This window comes from Natronomonas sp., assembly GCF_047616845.1.
In the GTDB taxonomy this organism is placed as follows: domain Archaea; phylum Halobacteriota; class Halobacteria; order Halobacteriales; family Haloarculaceae; genus Natronomonas.
The window spans coordinates 1-21,140 of record NZ_JBLGBY010000040.1 but is presented as its reverse complement, the minus strand read 5'-3'; the positions used below and the strand labels follow the sequence as shown (position 1 = coordinate 21,140).

The window sequence follows — 21,140 nt, the reverse complement described above, 5'->3', positions numbered from 1 at the left end:
GAATCTGCTGGGGACGCCCGGAACTCGTCCGCTGGACGTCGATGTCGCCGTCGAAGAGTGCCGCGCCCGCCCCGGTGCCGAACTGGTAGTCGGCGATGGTCTCGAGCGACGAGAGATTCCTGCCCATGTATCTGCCTTGCGTGGTGCGTGGATAGCCTTTCGGGAATCGGCCGTGGTATGCGGAACCACACCATACAATATCCAACACGTTTCTTTGTGAGGCAATAACAGCCACTGATTCCGGTTTCGTGAAGCTTATACAGGTAATTACCAATATCCAGATATGGCAACTGACGTTCGCAAACTGGGCTTCGGTGCCGTGCTCCTCCTCGTGAGCACGCTTGCAATCCTCGCTACCGGCATCATCAACACCCCGCTTCCGGATCCGCTGGCCGCTGTCGCGGCGCTCGGCCTCGCTGCCGGCTCGCTCCTCGTCGGCCTCTCCGAGGACGGCGCGGGCGTCTAACGCTCAAACTCCTTTCTTTTCGCCGCGTCGCCTACACTTAACAGCCTCCCGGCCGTCGGTGAGCGCAATGAGCAAACTGAGCGGTTTCGAACGTGCCGGACGAGTGGGTATCGCGCTGCTGGTCACCGTCCTCGCGGCAGTCGTCGGTTGGATTCTGTTCGTCGAGACGCCGGGTAGTACAGCCGAGCTACTCGGGGTGCTGTTCGCTCTCGTTGCCGTCGTCATCGCACTCCGAATCGGCGGCAACATCGCACAGAGCGTCTTCCCGGACTACAACGTCGCGGAGGTCGGTGTCGAAGGGCCGATAACTCGGGATGGCGGCGGCGGTGTGCCGATATCAGCCCCTGGAACGCCAGGCGCCGACGAAATCGTCGACCTCATCGAGGACGCCGACGCTGATGACAACGCCGAAGCGCTCATGTTGCGGCTGAACACGCCGGGTGGCGCCGTCGTCCCGAGCGACGACATCCGGCTGGCCGCAAAGCGATTCGACGGGCCGACGGTCGCCTACGCCACCGACGTCTGTGCCAGCGGCGGCTACTGGATCGCCAGCGGCTGTGATGAGCTGTGGGCTCGTGAGGGCAGCGTCGTCGGCTCTATCGGCGTCCGTGGCTCGCGGATGACGGCCGCCGACCTCCTCGAGAAGGCCGGCATCGAGTACGAACAGCTCACAGCCGGCGAGTACAAGGAAGCCGGTGTCCCGTTCACGGAGATGGAGGAAGAGGAACGGGAGTACCTGCAGGGACTCATCGATGACTACTACGACCAGTTCGTCGACACCGTCGCGGACGGCCGAAGCATGGACGCCGACCTGCTCAGGGAAACCGAGGCGAAGGTGTTCCTCGGTGAGCAGGCCGCCGAGATGGGACTCGTCGACGAGCTCGGCACGCAGGACGACGTTGAGGAGCGCCTGCAGGAACTGCTCGATAAAGAGGTCGAAACGACGGAGCTGGAGCCGACGCTCAGCGTCGCCGAGCGGTTCCGTGCTGGCGCCGAACGGGTCGCGTACGCCGTCGGTGCCGGGGTGGCGAGCAACTTCGTCGACGCCGACGGCGAGTTCCAGTTTCGTGTCTGACCGGCGGCACTGGACGGAATACTGAGCAGGCTGAAGCAGTCGGCCAAGAAGACTTTTAGCCGGGCGACGGAAAGGAACGTTCGTGAGCACGCTGGTGGTTTGTGTCGACCGCGACGGCAATCTCGGGCCCGACGGCCCAGTCGTCGGCTGGGAAGCCGTGCAGGCGCTCGTCACCGACGTCGGCATTGACGACCCCGAAGACAGCCGCGTCAACTGCCTGCTGGAGACGCTCCGCGTCGCGCGCGACCTCCGGGACAGTGGCGAAGAGTCCGTCGTCGCCGTCGTCTCCGGCGGCGGCGACGGCGTCAACAGCGACCGCGCTGTCGCACGACAGGCCGACCGCCTCGTCAAGGAGTACGACCCCGATTCTGCCATCGTCGTCACTGACTCCGCCAGCGATGAGCGACTCATCCCGATCATCGAGAGCCGCATCCAGGTCGACGCCGTCGACCGCGTCGTCGTCCGCCAGTCCCACGACATCCAGTCGACGTACTACCTGCTGAAGCAGTTCCTCGGCGACGAGGAGCTCCGAGGCACCGTCCTCGTCCCCATCGGCGCCGCGCTGTTGGCTTTCCCCGTCCTGCTGTTGCTGGCCGATAGCGTCGCAATCGCGCTGTCGGCTATCGCGGCCGTCATCGGAACGTTCCTCCTGTACAAGGGACTCGGCATCGACGATTTCGTCTCGACGCTCCCTCGACGCGCCCGGACGGCCTTCTACTCGGGGCAGGTGTCGCTCGTTACCTACGTCGTCGGGGCGGGGCTGACGCTCGTCGGCGTCTTCGCCGGCGGTATCAGCGCCTCGGGGATGGGTTCGGCGAGCGAACTGCTGTTGGGCCTTCGCTTCCTCTACGACAGCGTGCCGTGGTTCGCCGCAGCGGCGCTTGCGGCCGCGACCGGCCGGCTTATCGACGAACTGCTGGCCGAGGAGGGCGTCTCCAGCGCGCTGATGAACCTCCCGTTCGGCGTCGTCGCGGTCGGCCTGGTCGTCCGCGGGTTCTCTGGTTACTTCCTCGAACGGGCCGGCGTGCTGGGTTCGCTGACGATACCGCCCCTCGAAGCCGGGCCGGTCTCAGTCGAAGGGGTCGTCCTCTCCATCTGGAGCCGACTCGCGCTGTACGTGGCCACCGGCATCCTCGTCAGCTTCATCGGCGTCGCGTTCACGTCGCGGATGAGCGACTCCGAGTCGCCGCTCGGGGAGATGCCGGAGTGACCGAATCGACGGCCATTTAGCCGCACCTCGGCTATCGCGGGTATGGAACCGTGGGTGAGCCTCTTTTCAGGTGGGAAGGATTCCTCGTGGGCACTGTATCAGGCCCTCCAGCGAGGCTATCCAGTCGAGCGGCTGGTGACGGTTCACCCCGAAGGCGATTCGTTCATGTATCACGTTCCGGCGACGGAGCTGGCGTCGTTAGCTGCAGAGAGCATCGGCATCCCGCTCGTCGACGTTCGACCGGACGATTTCGAGGCAAGCGCAGCTGCCGACGAGGATTCGGGCGAGCGCGGTGACCGGGAGCTTGAACCGCTCGAGGAGGCCCTCGTCGGGCTATCCGACGAACTCGGCGGCATCGGCGGCGTTACGGCGGGGGCCGTCGAGAGCAGTTATCAGACGACCCGCATCGAAGCGATGTGCGAGCGGCTGGACGCGGAGCTTTTCGCACCGCTGTGGCAGGAACCGCCTCGCGACCTCGCCGAAGCGATGCTCGATGCCGGCTTCGAGATCACAATCGTCCGGGTTGCGGCGTACGGCCTCGACGAATCGTGGCTGGGAAGGACACTCGACACCGACGCCATCGCCGAGCTCGAAGCGCTCAACGAGGAGTACGGCGTCCACATTCTCGGCGAAGGTGGAGAGTTCGAGACGCTCGTGACCGACGCTCCGCATATGGAACAGCCCATTGAACTCGACTACGAGACGACGTTCGACGGCAGCCGTGGCTCGCTTCGAATCACCGACGCGTGGCTGGGCGAGTAGGGCGAACAGGCGGCGCGTACCGACATCGACGACCCGTGCGCCGCGCTCCCGCCTCGGCGGGCCGTCGCCGTGCTCAGCGCATACCGCCGCTGGCCTCGCTTCTGGATATAAACGTTCGCATGTGGAACAAAAGACACTTGTCTGCGGATTCTGTCGGTTCAGGTCATGAAAGCCGTCGTCCTCGCTGGCGGATATGCGACGCGTCTGTGGCCCATTACGAAGCACCGCCCGAAGATGCTCCTCCCAATCGGTGAAACGACCGTTATCGACCGCATCTTCGGGGCCCTGGAGGACGACGACCGCATCGAGGAGGTGTACGTCTCGACGAACGAGCGCTTCGCCGAGGAGTTCGAACACCACCTCGCGGAAAGCGATTTCGAGAAGCCGATTCTCTCCGTCGAGGACACCACGGAAGAGTCCGAGAAGTTCGGCGTCGTCGGCGCCCTGGGCCAGCTCGTCGAGCGCGAGAATATCGACGACGACCTCCTCGTTGTCGCCGGTGACAACCTCATCGGATTCGACCTTCAGGAGTTCATCGACTACTTCGAATCGAACGGGACTGCGACGCTCGCCGCCTACGATGTCGGCGACCGCGAGAAGGCCAAATCCTACGGGCTCGTCGACCTCGACGGCGACCGAGTCGTCGACTTCCAGGAGAAACCCGACGAACCGAAAAGCACGCTCGTCTCCATCGCGTGCTACGGGTTCCCCGCCGAATCGCTCCGCTTCGAGGAGTATCTCTCCGGCGGCAACAATCCCGACGAGCCGGGCTGGTTCCTCCAGTGGCTGCAGTCCCGAGAGCCCGTCAACGCGTTCGTCTTCGAGGAGCCGTGGTTCGACATCGGAACGCCGGAGTCGTATCTCGAAGCCATCGCGTGGGAACTCGACGGCGACAGCGTCATCGCCGAATCGGCCACCGTCGAAAACTCGACCATCGGTGAGAACGTCCACGTCATGGCCGGGGCGAACATCATCGATTCGACGCTCGACGGGTCAGTCGTCTTCGAGGACGCCACCATCTCCGACTGTGAGATTCACGAGACCATCATCGACGAGGGCACGCACATCGAAAACGTCGACCTCGCGGGCGCGCTCATCGGCGCACACACGCAGTTGACGAACGGAAAGGACGACAGCGGGCAATAGCGTTTTACTGCTCGCGCTCCGACAGGGGGTATGCAGGGTGCAGAGCAGACCACCCGGCAGCGCATCGCCGAGTTTCTCCGTGGAGAAACCGCCGAAGCCGGCCGGCTGGCAACCGAGTTCGAGATCACGACGTCGGCAGCGCTCTCCCACGTCGAACACATCGCGAAATCACTCGACGACTCCGAGGAGCAACTACTGGCGGCACCGCCGGAGTGTCTCGACTGTGGATTCGACAACTTTGACAACCTGACGAACCGTCCGTCCCGGTGCCCGGATTGTAAAAGCGAGAACGTCACGGAGCCGACGTTCACGATTCAGTAATACGGCCTCGGCGTTTCATCCCCGCACGCCACACCCCCGCGAAACGGCGGCTCAGAACGAGCTTTTCAGCTTCTCGAAGAAGCCCTGTTCGACGTCGATTTCCTCGCCACCAGCTTCGGCGAACGCTTCCAGCGCCTCGCGCTGCTCCTCGTTGAGGTTCTCGGGCGTGACGACCTGCACCTTCACGAAGAGGTTGCCGTAGCCGCGGCGCTGGAGTCGCGGCATCCCCTCGTCACGCAGGCGGAACGTCTCGCCGCTCTGGGTGCCGGCGGGAATATCCATCTCGACTGGCCCATCGAGCGTCGGCACCTCGACGGTGTCGCCGAAGACGGCCTGCGGGAACGAGATTGCGAGTCGATGCTGGAGGTCGTCGCCATCGCGTTCGAACGCTTCGATATCTTCGACCTGAATTTCGACGAGTAGGTCGCCCTTCGGCCCGCCGTTCTCGCCGGGGGCGCCTTCTCGCTCCATCCGGAGCGTCTGTCCACTGTGGATGCCGGCGGGCACATCCACCTGTATCGTCGCCTCCTCACGAACCTGTCCCTCACCGCGACACGTCGAACATGTCTCGGAGTAGATCGTCCCTTCGCCGTCGCACTGCCGGCAAGTCTGGGCCTGCTGGACGCGCCCGAGCGGCGTCTGTCGGACGGTGGTCTGCTGGCCCTGACCGTTACAGGCCGTGCAAGTGTTGGCGTCCGCGTCCGGGGGATGCCCCGCGCCGTCACAGTCCGGACACCGCTCGGGACGGGAGATTGTGAGCTGTTTCGTGACGCCCTCGTAGGCGTCTTCGAGGTCGATGTTCAGCCGGGTCTTGAGGTCAGCACCCTGCCGTGGGCCGGTCTGTGACCCGCCACTTCCACCGCCGAAGAACTGCTCGAAGATGTCGTTCATACCACCGGCACCGCCACCGCCGCCGAAGGGGTTGCCCTGCCCGCCCATGCCGCCGGCGCCGGAGTCCGTCGCGCCGCGCTTGTCGGCCTGCTCGAAGCGCTCGTGCCCCATCTGGTCGTACATCCGGCGCTTCTCGTCGTCGAGAAGCACTTCCTTCGCCTTCTGTACCTGCTTGAACTTCTCTTCGGCATCCGGGGCATCCGAGACGTCCGGATGGTACTCCGAGGCCTTCTCACGGTAGGCCTGCTTGATCTCCTCCTCGCCCGCGTCCTGGGAGACACCCAGCACCGAATAGAAGTCCTCGCTCATTCGTTACCGGGGCTAATCGGTTGATACACTTGAAAAGCCCGGGTCACGTCTCGAAACGTGACCTGTCGCCTCGGTGCCTACGACCACGGTCAGATACCATACACAAACTCGTTTCAGCGAACCGTTATGTGAACTGCCGACAACCCCCACACATGGCGACCGACCAGTACGTCCCCGTCTGTGACCTCGCGGAACTCGAAAGCGAGGGCCGAACTGTCGTCCAGGAGAACGGCCAGGCAATCGCCCTCTTTTTCCACGAAGCGGAGGTCTACGCTGTCGACAATCGCTGTCCGCACATGGGTTTCCCACTCGTCCGCGGCACCGTCGACGAGGGGATACTCACCTGTCATTGGCATCACGCTCGCTTCGAACTGGAGGAGGGCGACACGTTCGACCCCTGGGCCGACGACGCCCAGACGTTTCCGGTCGACGTTCGGAACGAGCAGATATTCATCGACCCCGACCCGGAGCCGACCGTCCCGCCGGCGACGCGGTGGCGGAACCGACTCGCCGACGGCATGCAGGAGAACATCTCGCTCGTGCAGGCGAAGGCCGTTCTCGGGCTGGACGAACACGGCGACGGCTTCGATACGCCGCTTGAAACCGCCGTCAACTTCGGCACGAAATATCGTTCTGACGGGGGGGTCGCGGCCTCACGACGCTGTCGTACATGGCGGAGTTGTACCCCCAGGTCGGCGGTCGCGACAAGCGCCGGGCGATGTTCACCGGGGTTCGCGAAGTCGCTGATAACACCGCCGGCGAGGCCCCACGGTTCCAGCAGTACGCCTTCGACAACCGCGACCTCTCGAAGGAGCGGCTGAAATCCTGGTTCCGCGAGAACTGCGAGGTGCGCGACGAGGACGGCGCCGAGCGCACGCTTCTGACGGCCGTCGAGGCGCTCCCGCCCGAGGACGTCGTCGAGATTCTCGTCGCCGCCGCGACTGACCACCTCTACATGAACGCGAGCCACACGCTCGATTTCGTCAACAGCGCCCTGGCGACGCTCGACCACCTCGGCTGGGGCGAGCACGCCCGCCCGGTGCTCGCTTCGACGGTACCGCTTTTCACCGACGCGACCCGCTCGGAGGAACTCTCCGCGTGGCGCCAGCCAGTCGACATCGCCGCGTTGTGTTTCGATGCCCACGACCGCCTTGACGACCTCGTCGCCGCTGGCGCGCGGCGCGAGTGGGACGAACCCGAGGGCTTCGTCGAGACGCTCCTGTCCGACGACGCCGAGGCCATCATCGACGCGCTCTGTGACGCCATCGCCGCGGGCGCAACACAGCGGGAACTCACCGACGCCGTCGCCCGGGCCGCGACCCGGCGGGTCGCATACTTCGCGACGAACAACGAGTTCAACGACTGGGACACCGTCCACCACACGTTCGTCTACGCCAACGCGGCCCACGAGCTGGCCGCCCGCACGGACGCGACCGAACTGTACCGGGCCTGCTTCGACGGCGCCATGAGCGTCTATCTCGACCGATTCCTCAACAGCCCGCGGGCGCCCGTCCCCGACCCGGACGCCTCGAACCGCGACCCCGAGGCCGTCCGCTCGGAACTGCTCGACGCCTTCGACGAACAGGGTCAGGTCAACGGGGCGGCCCGCCTCGTCGTCGAGTATTTCGAGGCCGGCGGCGCCCCCGCAGACCTCAAGCGCGTCCTCGGGCGCGGGCTGCTCCGGGAGGACGCTGATTTCCACACCCTTCAGAACGTTTCAGGAGCATTCCGCCGCTTCGACGCGCTGGATGCCGACGAGGAGCGCCAGCTTGCGCTCATTGCCGGCGCCCGGTATCTCGCTGCCCATACGCCGACGCGCCGCGAGAACGAACAGACCTTCTCCATCGCCACCCGGCTCCACCGCGGCGAGCGATTGCACGAGGCCGAGTAGGACGACACCGGCCCCGAGATTTTTACGTCAGCAAATTGAACTTTCACCCATGCCAGAGATGCATCTCAGCCAAGAGACGGTCGAGCGACTGGACGCGCTGCAGCGAGACGGCGAGTCGTACGACGAGCTTATCAACGAACTCATCAACATCTACGAGGCCGAGGAGCTGACGCTGTCCCACGGTGGCGGCCACGTCGGGCCGGACTGACCGGGAACGACGGCCCGTCGGCTGGTCAGGGACGTAGCAGAGAGAACGGCGATTCGTCGGTCTTGTGCCGACGAGAGCGGCTTATTCCTCGTCTTCGTCGTCGATTTCGGAAAGTTCGCTAGGCCCACTTTCTGAAACACCGAAGGACTCACTCCGTTCGTCCTTCGAGCCGACGACTCGGACTCGTTACTCTTCGTCCTCGTCGTCGATATCCTCGAAGTCGGCGTCGACGTACTCCTCGTCACCTTCAGCACCGGCGCCGGGCCCCGCGCCCGCACCGGGGCCGGCACCGCCCATGCCGCCGGGGCCAGCGCCCGCGCCTGCTCCGGGGCCTGCGCCACCGGGGCCAGCACCGCCTGCTGCCTGCTGGGCCTGCTGTTCGTACATCTGCTTGCCGATCTCCTGCAGCGCCTCCGAGAGGCTCTCGGTGGCCGATTCGAGGGCGCCACTGGCGGTCTCCAGTTCGTCGCTGTCGACCTCCTCGTACTCGTTGAGGGCGTCCTCGACGCGCTCGACTTCGGCCTCGATGTCGCTTTGGGTGTCGGCGTCGACCTGGTCTTCGTTCTCCTCGAGCAGCGTCTCGGCTCGCTGGATGGCCGACTCGGCCTCGTTGCGCGCCTCGACGAACTCGCGGCGCTTCTCGTCTTCCTCGGCGTGCTGTTCGGCCTCCTGCTGCATTTCCTCGATTTCCTCGTCGGAGAGGCCGACGCCGCCTTCGATGGTGATTTCCTCGGAGTTGCCCGAGCCCTGGTCTTCCGCGGAGACGTTGACGATGCCGTTCTCGTCGATGTTGAACGACACCTCGATCTGGGGCGTTCCGGCGGGGGCCGGCGGGATGCCGGTGAGCTGGAACGCACCGAGCAGTTCGTTCTCCTCGGCGATCTCACGCTCGCCCTGGAAGACGCGAACGTTGACTGAGGTTTGATTGCTCGCGGCCGTGGTGAAGATCTTCGACTCCTCGGTCGGAATGGTGGTGTTCTTGTCGATAAGTCGCTCGAAGAGGCCGCCCTTCACCTCGATACCGAGCGACAGCGGCGTCACGTCGAGCAGGACGATGTCGTCGACGTCGCCGGAGAGGACGCCACCCTGAATGGCCGCACCTAGGCCGACAGCTTCGTCGGGGTTGACGTTCTTCTTCGGCTCCTGGCCGGCCAGTTCCTCGACGTTCTCCTGAATCATCGGCATCCGGGTCGAACCACCGACGAGGATGACCTCGTCGATGTCGTTTTTCGAGTAGCCGGCGTCCGAAAGTGCCTGCTCGGTCGGGCCGACGGTGCGCTCGACGAGGTCGGTCGTCAGGGATTCGAACTTCGCACGCGTCAGTTTCTCCTCGAGGTTGAGCGGGCCTTCGTCCGTCGCGGCGATGAAGGGGAGATTGATGGTCGTCTCCTTCCGCGAGGAGAGTTCGATTTTGGCTTCCTCGGCAGCGTCCTTGAGCCGCTGGAGGGCCTGGCGGTCGTCGCGGAGGTCGGTGCCGTGTTCTTCCTCGAAACTGTCCGCGAGGTAGTCGATGACGGCCTCGTCCCAGTCGTCGCCACCGAGGTCGTTGTCACCGTTCGTGGCGACGACCTCGTAGACGCCACCACCGAGATCGAGAATCGAGATGTCGAAGGTACCCCCACCGAGGTCGTACACGAGGACGGTCTGGTCGGATTCGTCGTCGAGGCCGTACGCCATCGCCGCGGCCGTCGGCTCGTTGACGATGCGCTCGACCTCGAAGCCGGCGACTTCGCCGGCGTCTTTCGTCGCCTGCCGCTGCTTGTCGTTGAAGTAGGCCGGTACCGTGATGACGGCCTTCTCGATATCGTCGCCGAGATACTCCTCGGCGTCACGTTTGATCTTCTGGAGGATCATCGCCGAGATCTGCTCGGGCGTGTACTCCTCGTCGTCGAAGTCGACGGTGTAGCCGTCCTCGCCCATGTGCCGCTTGATGGACTGGATGGTTCGGTCGGGGTTCTGGACTGCCTGATTCTTCGCCGGTTTCCCGACGAGTCGCTCGCCGTCGTCGGAGAACGCGACGACAGACGGCGTCGTCCGGTCGCCCTCACCATTGACGATAATCTCGGGGTCACCACCCTCCATAACCGCGAACGCGGAGTTGGTGGTACCGAGGTCGATACCGAGAATCTTGTTGCTCGCCATGTTGCCCTATCCTATCGGACTGAATCGGTTAAACCTTGCTAGATACGGTGGCTCACGGCTCACACTACCGGCACTCCATCTTGCGGTTTTAGCGAACGCAGCCGGCGCCGACCGGGAGATATAAACAGAACCGCTATTCGCTTCCGCCCTCGGCGGCGGTCACCTGGGCCGGCCGGAGCACCTTCTCGGCCATCTCGTAGCCGGGGCGCTGGACGGCGTCGACGGTGCCCGCTGGCTGGTCGCTGTCGACCTTCAGGAGGACTTCGTGTCGTTTCGGGTCGATGTCGGTGCCCGGTTCCGGCTCGATAGGCTCGACGTTTTCGCTTTGCAGAATCTCATCGAGCTGTCGGAAGGTCGCCTCGACGCCCTCCCGGATATCGGCGCTTTCGTCCTGTTCGAGCGCGCGTCTGAGATTGTCCCGAACCTCGAGGAGCTGTTCGACGAGGCCCTCAGTCGCGCGGGATCGCTCCTGCTCGCGGCGCTTCTCCTGACGTTTCTTGTAGTTTTGGAACTCCGCCTGCTTGCGCTTCAAGCGCGATTCGAGGTCTTCGACCTCGGCTTCCAGTTCGGCGTTCTGTGCTCGGAGCGCCGCGATCTCCCCGGCGATGGCCTCCGGTTCCTGCTCTGCGATGCGCTCGGCGATGGCGGCTTCATCGAGTTCGTCGGCGGTCGGTTCCTCGGCCGCGTCACCGTCTACGGGGTCGGCGTCGGCCGGCTCGTCGCGCTCCGTATCGCTCATGCGTGGACGTACCTGCCTGCGGCAATAAGGGTTGAGAAAGCGGGCGAGGAAGCCACGGAGTTAAGCCGTCGGGTGACAGAGCCAACAGCGTGGTCACGCTCCGGTACGACGAGGGAACGATACGCATCGACGGTGACGCCGCCGACGCGCTCGGCGGGCTCTCCTTCGTGCGCGAGGACGCGCGGTCGGAGAGCCGCCGCGCTCCCGCGTTCCGGTATCCATTCCTGCTGTCGACCTGTCGGAATCGGTCGGTTCCGGTCGATGACCAGGTGCTCGATACGCCGCCGCTCGACGGCCTCGAAACGCAGTACGAACTCCGGAGCTACCAGCGGGACGCACTCGACGCGTGGCGGGACGCCAACGACCGCGGCGTCATTGAACTCCCGACGGGCAGCGGGAAAACCGTCGTCGCCATCGGCGCGATGGCGGCACTCGATACGTCCGCGCTCGTCGTCGTGCCGACCATCGACCTGCTGGAGCAGTGGCGGCGGGAACTCTCAGCCGAGTTCGGCGACAGCGTCGCGATTGGCCAACTCGGCGGTGGCGAACAGCGCGTCGAACCGATTACGGTTGCCACCTACGATTCGGCGTATCTCCGCGCGGACGAACTCGGCGACCGCTTCGGCCTGCTTGTTTTCGATGAGGTGCACCATCTCGGCGGCGAGGGCTACCGCGACATCGCCCGACTGATGGCCGCGCCTGCCCGCCTCGGCCTCACGGCTACCTTCGAGCGACCCGACGGGGCTCACGAAGTCATCGAGGAGCTCGTCGGGTCGGTCGTCTACCGGCGCTCGGCTGACGACCTCGCGGGCGACCACCTCGCCGACTACGACATCAAGCGCATCGAAGTTGAGTTGACGCCGGACGAGCGGGAACGCTACGATGATGAGCAGGGTACCTTCACCGACTACCTCGCCACCTCCGGCATCCAACTGGAGAGCGGTAGCGACTACCAGGAACTCGTCAAACGCTCCGGCACCGACCCGCAGGCACGTGAGGCGTTGCTCGCGAAACAGCGCGCCCGCGAGGTGATGATGAACGCCGACCGGAAGGTCGGGGCGCTGGCCGACCTCCTCGCCCGCCACCGCGACGACCGCGTCATCGTCTTCACCGCCTACACCGACCTCGTGTACGACCTCGCCGAGCGGTTCCTCATCCCGCCGATTACGAACGAGACGGGCGCGACGGAGCGCCGCGAGATTCTGGAGCGATTCCGCCGGGGGGACTACTCCCGCGTCGTCGCCGCGAACGTACTCGACGAGGGTGTGGACGTCCCCGACGCCAACGTCGCCGTCGTGCTGTCGGGGTCGGGCAGCGAACGGGAGTTCACCCAGCGACTCGGGCGGATACTTCGACCGAAAGACGACGGCGGGCGTGCGTTGCTGTACGAGGTCGTCACGACCGAAACGGCCGAAGAGCGGGTGTCGCGACGGCGGCGCTGAAGATTATCCGAACAAGAACGACGGAAGATACAGCACGACACAGACGACGCCTTCTGCGTAGCCGAACCGTTCGCGTTGATACGCCACGAGCAGAACGACGACCGAGGCGAGCAGCATGTAGGCCGTCCCGAGAATGGCCGGCCGTGGATCGACGATGGTGAGGCCGCCGAGGGCGGCACCGATGCCCAGCGAGAACAGCGGGTCAGTGATGTTGCTCCCGAGCAGCGTTCCCACGGCGATGGGCCGCTCGTGGTGGTACACCGAGGAGATGGCGACGGAGATCTCCGGTATCGTCGTCCCGAGGCCCGTCACGATGCCCAGAAGGTACCACGGGGCGCCGAGCGAGGCGGCGACGCCGGCGGCCCCCGTAACGAGGAGATGCCCGCCCACGACTACCATCGCGACGGCCAGCAGGATGCGAACGGTGAGTCTCACGGGCGATGCCGAGGCGTCCACGCGCTGTTCTATCACCCCGTGGTACTCGTCGCGCTCGAATCGGACGGCCAGGAAGCCGAGATACCCGGCGACCATGAGCGTGCCTTCGAGTCGACCGAGGCGGCCGAACCAAACCACTGCGAGCATGACGGTCATCGCGACGAGCATGCTGCCCCCATACCGGCGAACCTTCGATTTCGGTATCGTCAACGACGTCGCGAAGGCGATGACTCCGATACCGAGTGTGATTTGCGAGGTCGCCGACCCGATGATGTGTGCGACGACGAAATCGCCGGTGCCGTACAGCGAGCCGTAGATGGAGGTGGCGATTTCGGGAATGGAACTGCCGATGGCGACGACGGTGACGCCGACGAAGAACGTCGAGACGCCGTGCCGGTAGGCGGCCGATGACACCGCCTCGACCGTCCGCTCGCTTCCGTAGACGAGAAGCAGGACGCCGACCATGAGACTTGCGAGGTCAACCAACACGGGGTTATTCACCGGGTTCGGGCGTCGCTCTTCGAGACGGAATCGTGCGAGGATGCGACATCTCGACGGCGAACGACGCCATCATGTTCCGACGAACGACGGGCGCTCGGTTAGCGTTTGTGACGGCGACTGTCATGACGGCCGCTCAAAACAGCGCCAGCGGGCCGCCGATAAGGACGAGCGTCACGATGAAGCGTCCGATGCTGCCCAGGAACGTCGCCAGCGCGAACTTCCCCGTATGCTCCTCGATGACGGTGAAGGCGTATATCGACACCGTGTCGGGGAAGAAGGGAACCGAGAGGCCGATCGCCAGCCCGAGATAGCCATATCGCTTTGCCAGCCGGACGGCCTGCCGCTCCGACCACGCGACGACGTTGATGCCGCGTCGGGCGAGCCACTGGAGCACCGGGTCGGAGTTCTTCACGCCTTGTCCGACCCGGAAGGCAACGAGGCTGCCTGCCGTCTTGCCGAACGCACTGACGAGGATGATGACCACGAGCGTCGCTGCATATCCGAGGCCGATGTCGAGCGGCGCTGCGAGCACGATTTCGCTCGGGCCGGGCAGCAGAAACGCAATGAGAAACGAGTACGTGAAGATAATGCCGAGGCCGGGCCAGCCGGATGCGGTTTCGACGGCTGCCTGAACCTGTTCCCAGCTGGCAGGCACCACCGAAATCAGGTGGGTGGTGGGAAAGGCGAACATCGAATCGGGTGGAACACCGAACAACAGGGACATCAGGGTGGAGTGGTCACTTGAACCGGAACGTTTCGAGGTTCTTTGGCGCGAACGTCCGCATGTTGAACTCGTGGTACAGCGCGCTGGAGAGGTCTTGGACGGACGATTCGTCGCCGTGCACACAGAGCACCTTTTCCGGGCGAGGGTTCATCGTGCGAACGAAGTTCATCAAGCCCTGGCGGTCGGCGTGCCCGGAGAAGCCGTCGACGGTTTCGACGTTCATGTTCAGCGTCAGCGTACCGCCGCGCCCACCGCGGTCGTCCATCGGAATCTCGTCCCAGCCGTTCTGGATGCGTCGGCCGAGCGTTCCCTGGGCCTGGTAGCCGACGAACGTGAGCGTCGATTCGTCCTCGGCGCCGACGTGGTTGAGCCACGACATGATGGGGCCGCCCTCTATCATTCCCGACGTCGAGAGGATGATGCAGGGGCCGCCGTCGGCGACCTCCTGGCGCTCCTCCTCGCCGCCGTCGATATGGTTGAACTCCTCGGCGAGGAACGGGTTCTCGTCCTCGTGGAAGATTCGGTCGCGAAGGTCGTCTCGGAGATACTCAGGGTAGGTCGTGTGGATAGCGGTCGCTTCCCAGATCATGCCGTCGAGGTGAACCGGCACCTTCGGAATCTCGCCCTTTCGCATCGCCTCCTCCAGGACGAGCATGATCTCCTGGGAGCGACCGACTGCGAAGGCCGGTATCAACACCTTCCCGTCGTTGTCAATGGTGTCGGTGATGACCTCCATGAGAGTCTCTTCGGAGTCGGCCTGGTCGGTCTGGAAGTCGTTCCGACCGCCGTACGTCGACTCCATCACGAGCGTTTCGACGCGCGGGAAGTCGTTGACGGCGCCGTTGAACAGCCGTGTGTCGTCGTAGTGGATGTCGCCGGAGAAGGCGACGTTGTAGAGGCCATCGCCGACGTGGAAGTGCGACACCGCCGACCCGAGAATATGGCCGGCGTTGTGGAACGTGAGTTTGAGGTCGGGGGCGATGTCGGTGACGTCGCCGTATTCGAGAGGAATACAGTGTTTGATTGCCTCGCGAACCTGCTCGGACTCGTACGGCGGTGCGCGGCCTTCCTTGGCCGCGACGTCGAGGTAGTCGAGCGTGAGCAGCCCCATCAGGTCACGGGTCGGCTCCGTACAGTAAATCGGGCCATCGTAGCCGTATTTGAACAGCAGCGGAATCAGCGCCGAGTGGTCGAGGTGGGCGTGGGTGAGCACGACGGCGTCGATGTTCGACGCGCCGGCACCGAGCGCTTCGGGCACCTGGAGATACGGCACCTCACCCTCGGCGCCGGGTTTGTCGCCACAGTCGATGAGGACGCGCGTCTCGGGCGTGTTGAGGATGAAGGCGGCGCGGCCGACCTCGCGACAGCAGCCGAGGGTGGTGATTCGCACCCACTCGTCGTCTGACATCTCTTCGCGGTGGATCTGCCGGCCGACACGTTCGAGGATGTCCCGGCGGTCGTCGCGTTCCTGTTTCAGGAAGTTCCGGACGTTCGAGACCGTCGAGGACTCGATGGGCGGCGTCCGGACGACTTCCGGCGTCCAGCCGACCTCCTGGGTAATCTCTCGGAGCGTCGAGCCGTGGCGGCCGATGACCATGCCTGGTTTCTCGGCCTCGATGACGACCTCGCCGGTGTCGGCGTGGAAATCGAGGTCGGCGACGCCGGCCTCGTTGGGGATGATGTCCCGAATCTGTTCGCGTGCCTGCTCGGGGCGGGAGAGCACGTCCGGGTCGGGGCGCACCGTGATGCGCTTCCGGAGTTTCGAGGCGAGCCGTCGAATGAGGTCGCCGTCCCCGGCGAACTTCTTGGGGTCGCGGGTGTAGACGACCAGCTCCGGCCCTTCGTATTTCACGTCCGAAATCGAGATGTCGTTCGGCACCTCGCTGGCGATCGTTTCCTTGATATCTTCGAGTTTCCGCTCTACTGCACTCATGATGTAGAAATCCTCAGTTTGGAGTTCCCGGTTCCGCGGCGCGCCGCTGTCGGCTCTCGCCGACGGCCCGTCCGACTGGCAGTGTGACAACAGGTCATTGATGGTATCTACGGGTTACTGTCGTCCGGTTGCGGCCGCGGGAACTACCGGAAAACCCGCTCGTACTCGGACGTAACCAACCACTCATATAAAATCCTTCGCAAACGGCACTCATGGACGTTACACCAGCGACCGTCCGGGCCGAACACGCCCGAATCCGCGAGCGGGAGTCCGTTCCGGCACTCATAAACGAGGTTCGCGACCGGCTCGGGCCGCTGTTCGACACCGAAGTCGAACACGTCACGGCCGACCAGTACCAGACAGAGGTCGACGCTGTTTTCGCCGATGGCGACCGCGGCGTCAACGTCGCCGCACTCTGCGGCATCCTCCGAGAGCTGGACTGTGAGGGTGATTATCCAGGCTTCGTCATTGACGAGCATCTCGGCCGATTGCTCGCATCGACCGTCGCCGGCGGCGAGCCGTACGCCCTGCTCGCGGAGGCGACGTTCCATTTCGCGGACGCACACGTCCACGGCCTCGACGGTGAGGCGGCCGGCGTCGACGACCTCGATGCAGCGCTTGCGGCGGGGTTTCAGACCCGACTGCCGGGCTGGTCGTGGACGGAGTCGGAGAGCCCCTTTAGGGTGGAGTAGGCTTTTAGCCGCCCCACCGCTTGTCGCAGCATGGAACGCGTCACGACCGACGATATCGAGACCGAGCCGCATCCGATGGGCGTCAACCGCGAACGCCGAAGCATCTCGGATGCCATCGGTGCCGAACACATGTCGGCTGTCCACTACGAGCTCGAGCCCGGTGAACAGTTCTCAGGCGGCCTCCACACCCACCACGACCAGGAGGAGGCGTTCTACATCATCGAGGGAACCGCCACCTTCGAGCACGGGACGGACGGTGAGAAAACCGACGTCGAGGCCGGCGAGATAATCCGGTTCGAGCCCGGCGAATTCCAGTGTGGGCGCAACGAAAGCGACGAGCGGGTCGTCGGCCTCGCTCTCGCCGCACCCGGCAGCCGCCACAACTGGGACGACCTGGAGTCGTTCGCCCCCTGCGGCGAATGTGGTGAAGTCACTTCCCACGGCGTCGAGGAACCCGACGAGGCGTTCGTCATCTACTGCGAGGAGTGCGGTCACGAGATGCGAATCGCCTGAACGGGGAAACGCCCGCTTCTGCCCAGAACGGCCACTAAGCCTATCCGGTAGCCACGCGGATTTTCCGACCATGCAACGCCGTGAATACATCGTCGCGACCGGGAGCGTCGTCGCCGGAACCGCGCTGGCCGGCTGCATCGGGGGCGCGACGGGCACGCTCGCCACACAGGTGACTGATCAGCCCGGCGACATCTCGGATTTCGAATCGTGTGTCGTCACGGTCACCGAAATCAGAGTCAAGGTGGCTTCGGAAGGCGACGGTACCGAGACGGGGACAGCGACGGAGGGCGACGAGGAATCCGCCGAGGAATCATATAACATCGACGACGCCGAAGCCGACCTCGTCGAACTTCAGAACGGCGAAACGCAGCTCATCGACGAACAAGAACTCGACACCGGCGAGTACGAATACCTGAAATTGGCTGTGTCGAACGTCGATGCGACGCTGAACGACGGTGGTGACGCAGAAGTGAACACGCCCGGCGACGCGCCGCTGAAGTTCAACCAATCTTTCGAGATTCGAGAGGATACACGAACGGTGTTCACCGCCGACTTCACGCCGGTCAAGCAGGGCCAACAGAACACCTACATCCTCCAGCCGGTCGCCGACGGTACCGAAGTCTCCTACGAGGAGTAACACCACCACCTTCTGTCCGAAATAACAACGCATGTATCCCCGCCTCCAGTAGCAGCGGGTATGTCCTCGCGTCGTGCGTCCTTCCTCGACGGCGCTCGCGCCGTCGCGCCCGTCCTCGTCGGCGTCATCCCCTTCGGACTCGTCGCCGGCGCGGCCGCGGTGCGCGTCGGCCTCTCGGGGCTGCAGGCGGTCGGCCTCTCCGTCATCGTCTTCGCCGGCGCCTCACAGCTGGCAGCCATCGAGCTGTTCGGACAGGACGCCCCCATCGCAGTCGTCGTCGTGACGGCACTCGTCATCAATCTCCGGATGACGATGTACAGCGCCTCCATCGCGCCGTATTTCCAGCGGGCGACGACCCGTGTTCGGGCTGGCCTCGCGTACCTCCTGACCGACCAGGCGTACGCGCTGTCGGTCACCCGGTTCCAGACCGACGAGACGGTCGATAGGGCCTGGTATTATCTCGGCGCGGCGGTGCCGCTGTGGGTCGTCTGGCAGATCTGTACGGTCATCGGCATCGTCGTCGGCGCTCGGGTGCCCGATTCGCTCCCGCTTGAGTTCGCTATCCCCTTGACCTTCCTCGCGCTTTTGGTACCCTCGATCACTGACAGACCGAGCGCGGCCGCCGCAGCCATCGCCGGCACCGTCGCCGTCGTGGGTGCCGACCTGCCGCTTAATCTCGGGCTCATTACCGGCGCTATCATCGGCATCGTCGCGGGCCTCGTCGTCGAAACGGGGTGGGAGCGATGACGGCCGCGACCGGGGACGTCTGGCTCGCCATCGTCGCCATCGGCGTCGGCACGTTCCTGATTCGGTTCTCCTTCATCTACCTCTTCGAGTATCTCTCGGAGGTGCCGGAGGGCGTCGAGCGCGCGCTGCGGTTCGTCCCGCCGGCGGTGCTCGCGGCGCTCGTCGTCCCCGCGGTCGTCGTCCTCGACGGCACGCCCGCGGTTTCGTTCGGCAACAAGCGGTTGCTCGCCGCGGTCATCGCGGCCGTCGTCGCGTGGCGAACCGAGAGCATCCTCGCGACAATCGTGGTCGGCTTGGTGGCTTTCGTTACGCTCCAGACAGTCGTCTAAGTAACCAAATTTGGTCACATAATGAATATTCGTAATCCGTTAGGATTACGTAGTTGCCAGCCTTCGTTCCGGGCATGAAACTGTTGCGGCGGCGACCACACCAGCAGCTTCCGCGGGCGGTCGTCAAGACGCTCGGCTATCGGCTGTTCATGGTCGCGATTACGGTCGGCGTCGCCTTTCTCGTCGTCGGCAACACCGCGGAGGCGCTGAGCATCGGCCTCATCGCGAACGTGGTAAAAACGGGGACGTACTTCGCCTACGAGCGGGCCTGGGACAGGGTCGATTGGGGCGTGTGAGACGGATTGTTGTAATTCATTTCCGCATCGACCGATCCGGTGGGCGGTCCCCGTGGTAAACGGTTACAACAACCCGTCTAAACCCTCCCCGTGGATACGCCGGACTTAATACTCGCCTGCGGCACGTTCAGGTATGAGCGGCGAGCAGGAACTCGGAATCACCGAGTCGAAAGAGCACAGTCCCGGCGAATGGTACGCCGAGGTCGTCCAGAAGGCCGGCCTCGCGGACTACGCGCCGATGGGTGGCTTCATCGTCACCCGCCCCCGCGGCTACGCGCTGTGGGAACGCCTCCAGGAGCACCTCGACGGGTGGTTCAAGGAGACGGGCGTCCAGAACGCGTACTTCCCGATGTTCATCCCCGAATCGTATCTTGAACGGGAGAAGGACATCGTCGAGGGGTTCGACCCCGAGGTCGCGTGGGTGACCCACGGCGGCCACGACGAACTCGAGGAGCGGCTGGCAGTCCGACCGACGAGTGAATCCATCATCGCGCCGTTCATGGCCGAGTGGGTTCGGAGCTACCGTGACCTCCCGCTCCGGTTGAACCAGTGGTGCAGCGTCGTCCGCTGGGAGGCGACGGAGACGAAGCCGTTCTTCCGTACCAAGGAGTTCCTCTGGCAGGAGGGCCACACCGCCCACGCGTCGAGCGAGGACGCCTGGGACGAGACGATGACGCGTCTCGGCCAGTACGAACGGCTGTACGAGGAGGTCATGGCCATCCCCAGCATGACCGGCCGCAAGCCGGAACACGACAAGTTCCCCGGTGCGGATACGACGACGACCATCGAGGCGCTCATGCCCGACGGCAAGTCCGTCCAGGCGGGCACCTCCCATCACCTCGGCACCTCCTTCGCCGAGGCGTTCGACATCACGTTCACTGACGAAGACGAGAACGAACAGACCGCTCACACCACCTCCTGGGGGCTATCCTGGCGCGCACTCGGCGCGCTCATCATGACCCACTCCGACGACCAGGGGCTCGTCATCCCGCCCGCCCTGGCACCGACGCAGGTCGTCATCGTCCCCATCTGGCAGGCCGACACCGAGGAGAAAGTCAAGGAGTACGCTGCTGACATCGCCGCAGAGCTTGACGCGGAGTTCCGCGTCGAACTCGACGACCGCGACGAGCGCAACCCCGGCTTCAAGTTCAACGAACACGAGCTGAACGGCATCCCGCTGCGCATCGAGATCGGCCCCAACGAGGTCGAAGACGGCGAGGCGACGCTCGTCCACCGCCCCGACGGCGAGACGGTCACCGCCGACCGCGGCGATCTCACGGAGCGCGTCGAGGCGGAACTCGACACCGTCTACGCCAAACTTTACGCCGACGCCGAGGAGAACCTCGAGGAGAACATCCGTGAGGCCCACGGCCGCGGCGAGATTCTCGGCACCATCGGCCAGCACGGCGGCTACGTCAAGACCGGCTGGTGTGGTGACGAGGGCTGTGAGACAGCCATCAAAGACGAGATCGCCGCCGAAATCGTCATGCTCCCGCTCGACGAGGACGAAGAACCTGTCCACGATACCTGCGGCGTCTGTGGCGACGAGGCCGTGGAGACCGCGTACTTTGCGAAATCCTACTGACGGTGTTTCGGGACGCCCCCATGCGTTCTAGTTTAATCGTCTGAGTAATATTGAAGGTAGATCCGGCTCTTGTCCTGCGGTTTTGTCCGATAATGCCCTGCTTGGGATTGTTCGGTAGAGGCTTACAGTAATTTTACGGTAGTTGG

Annotated in this window: 21 protein-coding genes and 2 pseudogenes; 16 read left to right on the top strand and 7 right to left on the bottom strand. The window is 64.5% G+C overall.

Annotated features, from left to right (window positions below; genetic code table 11):
• Positions 1-127 (bottom strand): annotated as a pseudogene (locus ACI8UR_RS08980) (pseudouridine synthase); the annotation flags it as partial.
• Between the two features lie 156 nt (positions 128-283).
• Between ACI8UR_RS08980 and ACI8UR_RS08975 the strand changes: the two are divergent.
• The 6 genes from ACI8UR_RS08975 to ACI8UR_RS08950 all read left to right on the top strand — a co-directional run bounded on the left by ACI8UR_RS08975 (position 284) and on the right by ACI8UR_RS08950 (position 4,980).
• Positions 284-466 (top strand): hypothetical protein, encoded by a 183-nt coding sequence (locus tag ACI8UR_RS08975; protein WP_415087782.1) that lies wholly within the window; start codon positions 284-286, stop codon positions 464-466.
• 76 nt (positions 467-542) lie between these two features.
• Positions 543-1,541, top strand: a complete 999-nt coding sequence (gene sppA, locus ACI8UR_RS08970; RefSeq protein ID WP_415087783.1) for a signal peptide peptidase SppA — start codon at positions 543-545, stop codon at positions 1,539-1,541.
• Positions 1,542-1,623: 82 nt separating this feature from the next.
• Positions 1,624-2,751, top strand: a complete 1,128-nt coding sequence (locus tag ACI8UR_RS08965; protein WP_415087781.1) for a DUF373 family protein — start codon at positions 1,624-1,626, stop codon at positions 2,749-2,751.
• A gap of 42 nt (positions 2,752-2,793) precedes the next feature.
• Complete coding sequence (locus ACI8UR_RS08960) at positions 2,794-3,513, top strand: diphthine--ammonia ligase (RefSeq protein ID WP_411716331.1); 720 nt, start codon at positions 2,794-2,796, stop codon at positions 3,511-3,513.
• 165 nt (positions 3,514-3,678) lie between these two features.
• Positions 3,679-4,659: a sugar phosphate nucleotidyltransferase gene (locus ACI8UR_RS08955; protein WP_415087780.1), complete on the top strand. Its 981-nt coding sequence runs from the start codon at positions 3,679-3,681 to the stop codon at positions 4,657-4,659.
• A gap of 30 nt (positions 4,660-4,689) precedes the next feature.
• Positions 4,690-4,980, top strand: coding sequence for a transcriptional regulator (locus ACI8UR_RS08950; protein WP_411715657.1), 291 nt, complete (start codon positions 4,690-4,692; stop codon positions 4,978-4,980).
• Between the two features lie 51 nt (positions 4,981-5,031).
• On the opposite strand, the gene dnaJ is transcribed toward ACI8UR_RS08950, so the two are convergent.
• The gene (dnaJ, locus tag ACI8UR_RS08945) at positions 5,032-6,180 is read right to left on the bottom strand and encodes a molecular chaperone DnaJ (RefSeq protein ID WP_411715656.1); all 1,149 of its coding nucleotides are present in this window, start codon (positions 6,178-6,180) and stop codon (positions 5,032-5,034) included.
• Between the two features lie 152 nt (positions 6,181-6,332).
• On the opposite strand from dnaJ, the pseudogene ACI8UR_RS08940 reads away from it, so the two are divergent.
• A pseudogene (locus ACI8UR_RS08940) lies at positions 6,333-8,071 on the top strand (Rieske (2Fe-2S) protein).
• Between the two features lie 49 nt (positions 8,072-8,120).
• A complete protein-coding gene (locus tag ACI8UR_RS08935; RefSeq protein ID WP_411715655.1) occupies positions 8,121-8,279 on the top strand; it encodes a hypothetical protein in 159 nt (52 codons plus the stop codon).
• A gap of 186 nt (positions 8,280-8,465) precedes the next feature.
• Here ACI8UR_RS08935 and dnaK read toward each other — a convergent pair whose 3' ends face one another.
• Together dnaK and grpE are read right to left on the bottom strand one after the other, a co-directional pair.
• Positions 8,466-10,421 (bottom strand): molecular chaperone DnaK, encoded by a 1,956-nt coding sequence (dnaK, locus tag ACI8UR_RS08930; protein ID WP_411715654.1) that lies wholly within the window; start codon positions 10,419-10,421, stop codon positions 8,466-8,468.
• A 133-nt stretch (positions 10,422-10,554) separates the two neighbouring features.
• Positions 10,555-11,160 (bottom strand): nucleotide exchange factor GrpE, encoded by a 606-nt coding sequence (gene grpE, locus ACI8UR_RS08925; protein WP_411715653.1) that lies wholly within the window; start codon positions 11,158-11,160, stop codon positions 10,555-10,557.
• An 89-nt stretch (positions 11,161-11,249) separates the two neighbouring features.
• Here grpE and ACI8UR_RS08920 point away from each other — a divergent pair, with 89 nt between their 5' ends.
• Positions 11,250-12,602, top strand: coding sequence for a DEAD/DEAH box helicase family protein (locus ACI8UR_RS08920; protein ID WP_415087778.1), 1,353 nt, complete (start codon positions 11,250-11,252; stop codon positions 12,600-12,602).
• A 3-nt stretch (positions 12,603-12,605) separates the two neighbouring features.
• Here ACI8UR_RS08920 and ACI8UR_RS08915 read toward each other — a convergent pair whose 3' ends face one another.
• The 3 genes from ACI8UR_RS08915 to ACI8UR_RS08905 form a co-directional block, all read right to left on the bottom strand.
• Entirely contained in the window at positions 12,606-13,538 is a 933-nt protein-coding gene (locus tag ACI8UR_RS08915) for a sodium:calcium antiporter (protein WP_411715650.1), read from the bottom strand.
• A gap of 133 nt (positions 13,539-13,671) precedes the next feature.
• Complete coding sequence (locus ACI8UR_RS08910) at positions 13,672-14,229, bottom strand: YqaA family protein (protein WP_411715649.1); 558 nt, start codon at positions 14,227-14,229, stop codon at positions 13,672-13,674.
• Between the two features lie 46 nt (positions 14,230-14,275).
• Positions 14,276-16,195: a beta-CASP ribonuclease aCPSF1 gene (locus tag ACI8UR_RS08905; protein WP_411715648.1), complete on the bottom strand. Its 1,920-nt coding sequence runs from the start codon at positions 16,193-16,195 to the stop codon at positions 14,276-14,278.
• Positions 16,196-16,407: 212 nt separating this feature from the next.
• Between ACI8UR_RS08905 and ACI8UR_RS08900 the strand changes: the two genes are divergently transcribed.
• The 7 genes from ACI8UR_RS08900 to proS all read left to right on the top strand — a co-directional run bounded on the left by ACI8UR_RS08900 (position 16,408) and on the right by proS (position 20,994).
• The gene (locus tag ACI8UR_RS08900) at positions 16,408-16,887 is read left to right on the top strand and encodes a hypothetical protein (RefSeq protein WP_411715647.1); all 480 of its coding nucleotides are present in this window, start codon (positions 16,408-16,410) and stop codon (positions 16,885-16,887) included.
• A gap of 30 nt (positions 16,888-16,917) precedes the next feature.
• Positions 16,918-17,400, top strand: a complete 483-nt coding sequence (locus ACI8UR_RS08895) for a cupin domain-containing protein (protein WP_411715646.1) — start codon at positions 16,918-16,920, stop codon at positions 17,398-17,400.
• 70 nt (positions 17,401-17,470) lie between these two features.
• Complete coding sequence (locus ACI8UR_RS08890; protein WP_411715645.1) at positions 17,471-18,037, top strand: DUF4382 domain-containing protein; 567 nt, start codon at positions 17,471-17,473, stop codon at positions 18,035-18,037.
• Between the two features lie 60 nt (positions 18,038-18,097).
• On the top strand, positions 18,098-18,784 hold the full coding sequence (locus tag ACI8UR_RS08885) for an AzlC family ABC transporter permease (protein WP_411715644.1): 687 nt from the start codon (positions 18,098-18,100) through the stop codon (positions 18,782-18,784).
• Entirely contained in the window at positions 18,781-19,113 is a 333-nt protein-coding gene (locus ACI8UR_RS08880) for an AzlD domain-containing protein (RefSeq protein ID WP_411715643.1), read from the top strand. The genes ACI8UR_RS08885 and ACI8UR_RS08880 overlap by 4 nt, the downstream gene beginning before the upstream one ends.
• Before the next feature lie 74 nt (positions 19,114-19,187).
• Positions 19,188-19,409 carry a DUF2061 domain-containing protein gene (locus ACI8UR_RS08875; protein WP_411715642.1) on the top strand — a complete coding sequence of 74 codons (222 nt, stop codon included), beginning with the start codon at positions 19,188-19,190 and terminating at the stop codon, positions 19,407-19,409.
• A 133-nt stretch (positions 19,410-19,542) separates the two neighbouring features.
• Positions 19,543-20,994: a proline--tRNA ligase gene (gene proS, locus ACI8UR_RS08870; RefSeq protein ID WP_411715641.1), complete on the top strand. Its 1,452-nt coding sequence runs from the start codon at positions 19,543-19,545 to the stop codon at positions 20,992-20,994.
• Positions 20,995-21,140: the final 146 nt, after the last annotated feature.

Bases quoted from the DNA above. Each gene is read 5' to 3' on its own strand.
- ACI8UR_RS08975 (WP_415087782.1), top strand. From the start codon at position 284: ATGGCAACTGACGTTCGCAAACTGGGCTTCGGTGCCGTGCTCCTCCTC.
- ACI8UR_RS08960 (WP_411716331.1), top strand. From the start codon at position 2,794: ATGGAACCGTGGGTGAGCCTCTTTTCAGGTGGGAAGGATTCCTCGTGG.
- ACI8UR_RS08955 (WP_415087780.1), top strand. From the start codon at position 3,679: ATGAAAGCCGTCGTCCTCGCTGGCGGATATGCGACGCGTCTGTGGCCC.
- ACI8UR_RS08950 (WP_411715657.1), top strand. From the start codon at position 4,690: ATGCAGGGTGCAGAGCAGACCACCCGGCAGCGCATCGCCGAGTTTCTC.
- dnaJ (WP_411715656.1), bottom strand. From the start codon at position 6,180: ATGAGCGAGGACTTCTATTCGGTGCTGGGTGTCTCCCAGGACGCGGGC.
- ACI8UR_RS08935 (WP_411715655.1), top strand. From the start codon at position 8,121: ATGCCAGAGATGCATCTCAGCCAAGAGACGGTCGAGCGACTGGACGCG.
- dnaK (WP_411715654.1), bottom strand. From the start codon at position 10,421: ATGGCGAGCAACAAGATTCTCGGTATCGACCTCGGTACCACCAACTCC.
- grpE (WP_411715653.1), bottom strand. From the start codon at position 11,160: ATGAGCGATACGGAGCGCGACGAGCCGGCCGACGCCGACCCCGTAGAC.
- ACI8UR_RS08910 (WP_411715649.1), bottom strand. From the start codon at position 14,229: ATGTTCGCCTTTCCCACCACCCACCTGATTTCGGTGGTGCCTGCCAGC.
- ACI8UR_RS08905 (WP_411715648.1), bottom strand. From the start codon at position 16,195: ATGAGTGCAGTAGAGCGGAAACTCGAAGATATCAAGGAAACGATCGCC.
- ACI8UR_RS08900 (WP_411715647.1), top strand. From the start codon at position 16,408: ATGGACGTTACACCAGCGACCGTCCGGGCCGAACACGCCCGAATCCGC.
- ACI8UR_RS08895 (WP_411715646.1), top strand. From the start codon at position 16,918: ATGGAACGCGTCACGACCGACGATATCGAGACCGAGCCGCATCCGATG.
- ACI8UR_RS08890 (WP_411715645.1), top strand. From the start codon at position 17,471: ATGCAACGCCGTGAATACATCGTCGCGACCGGGAGCGTCGTCGCCGGA.
- ACI8UR_RS08885 (WP_411715644.1), top strand. From the start codon at position 18,098: ATGTCCTCGCGTCGTGCGTCCTTCCTCGACGGCGCTCGCGCCGTCGCG.
- ACI8UR_RS08880 (WP_411715643.1), top strand. From the start codon at position 18,781: ATGACGGCCGCGACCGGGGACGTCTGGCTCGCCATCGTCGCCATCGGC.
- ACI8UR_RS08875 (WP_411715642.1), top strand. From the start codon at position 19,188: ATGAAACTGTTGCGGCGGCGACCACACCAGCAGCTTCCGCGGGCGGTC.
- proS (WP_411715641.1), top strand. From the start codon at position 19,543: ATGAGCGGCGAGCAGGAACTCGGAATCACCGAGTCGAAAGAGCACAGT.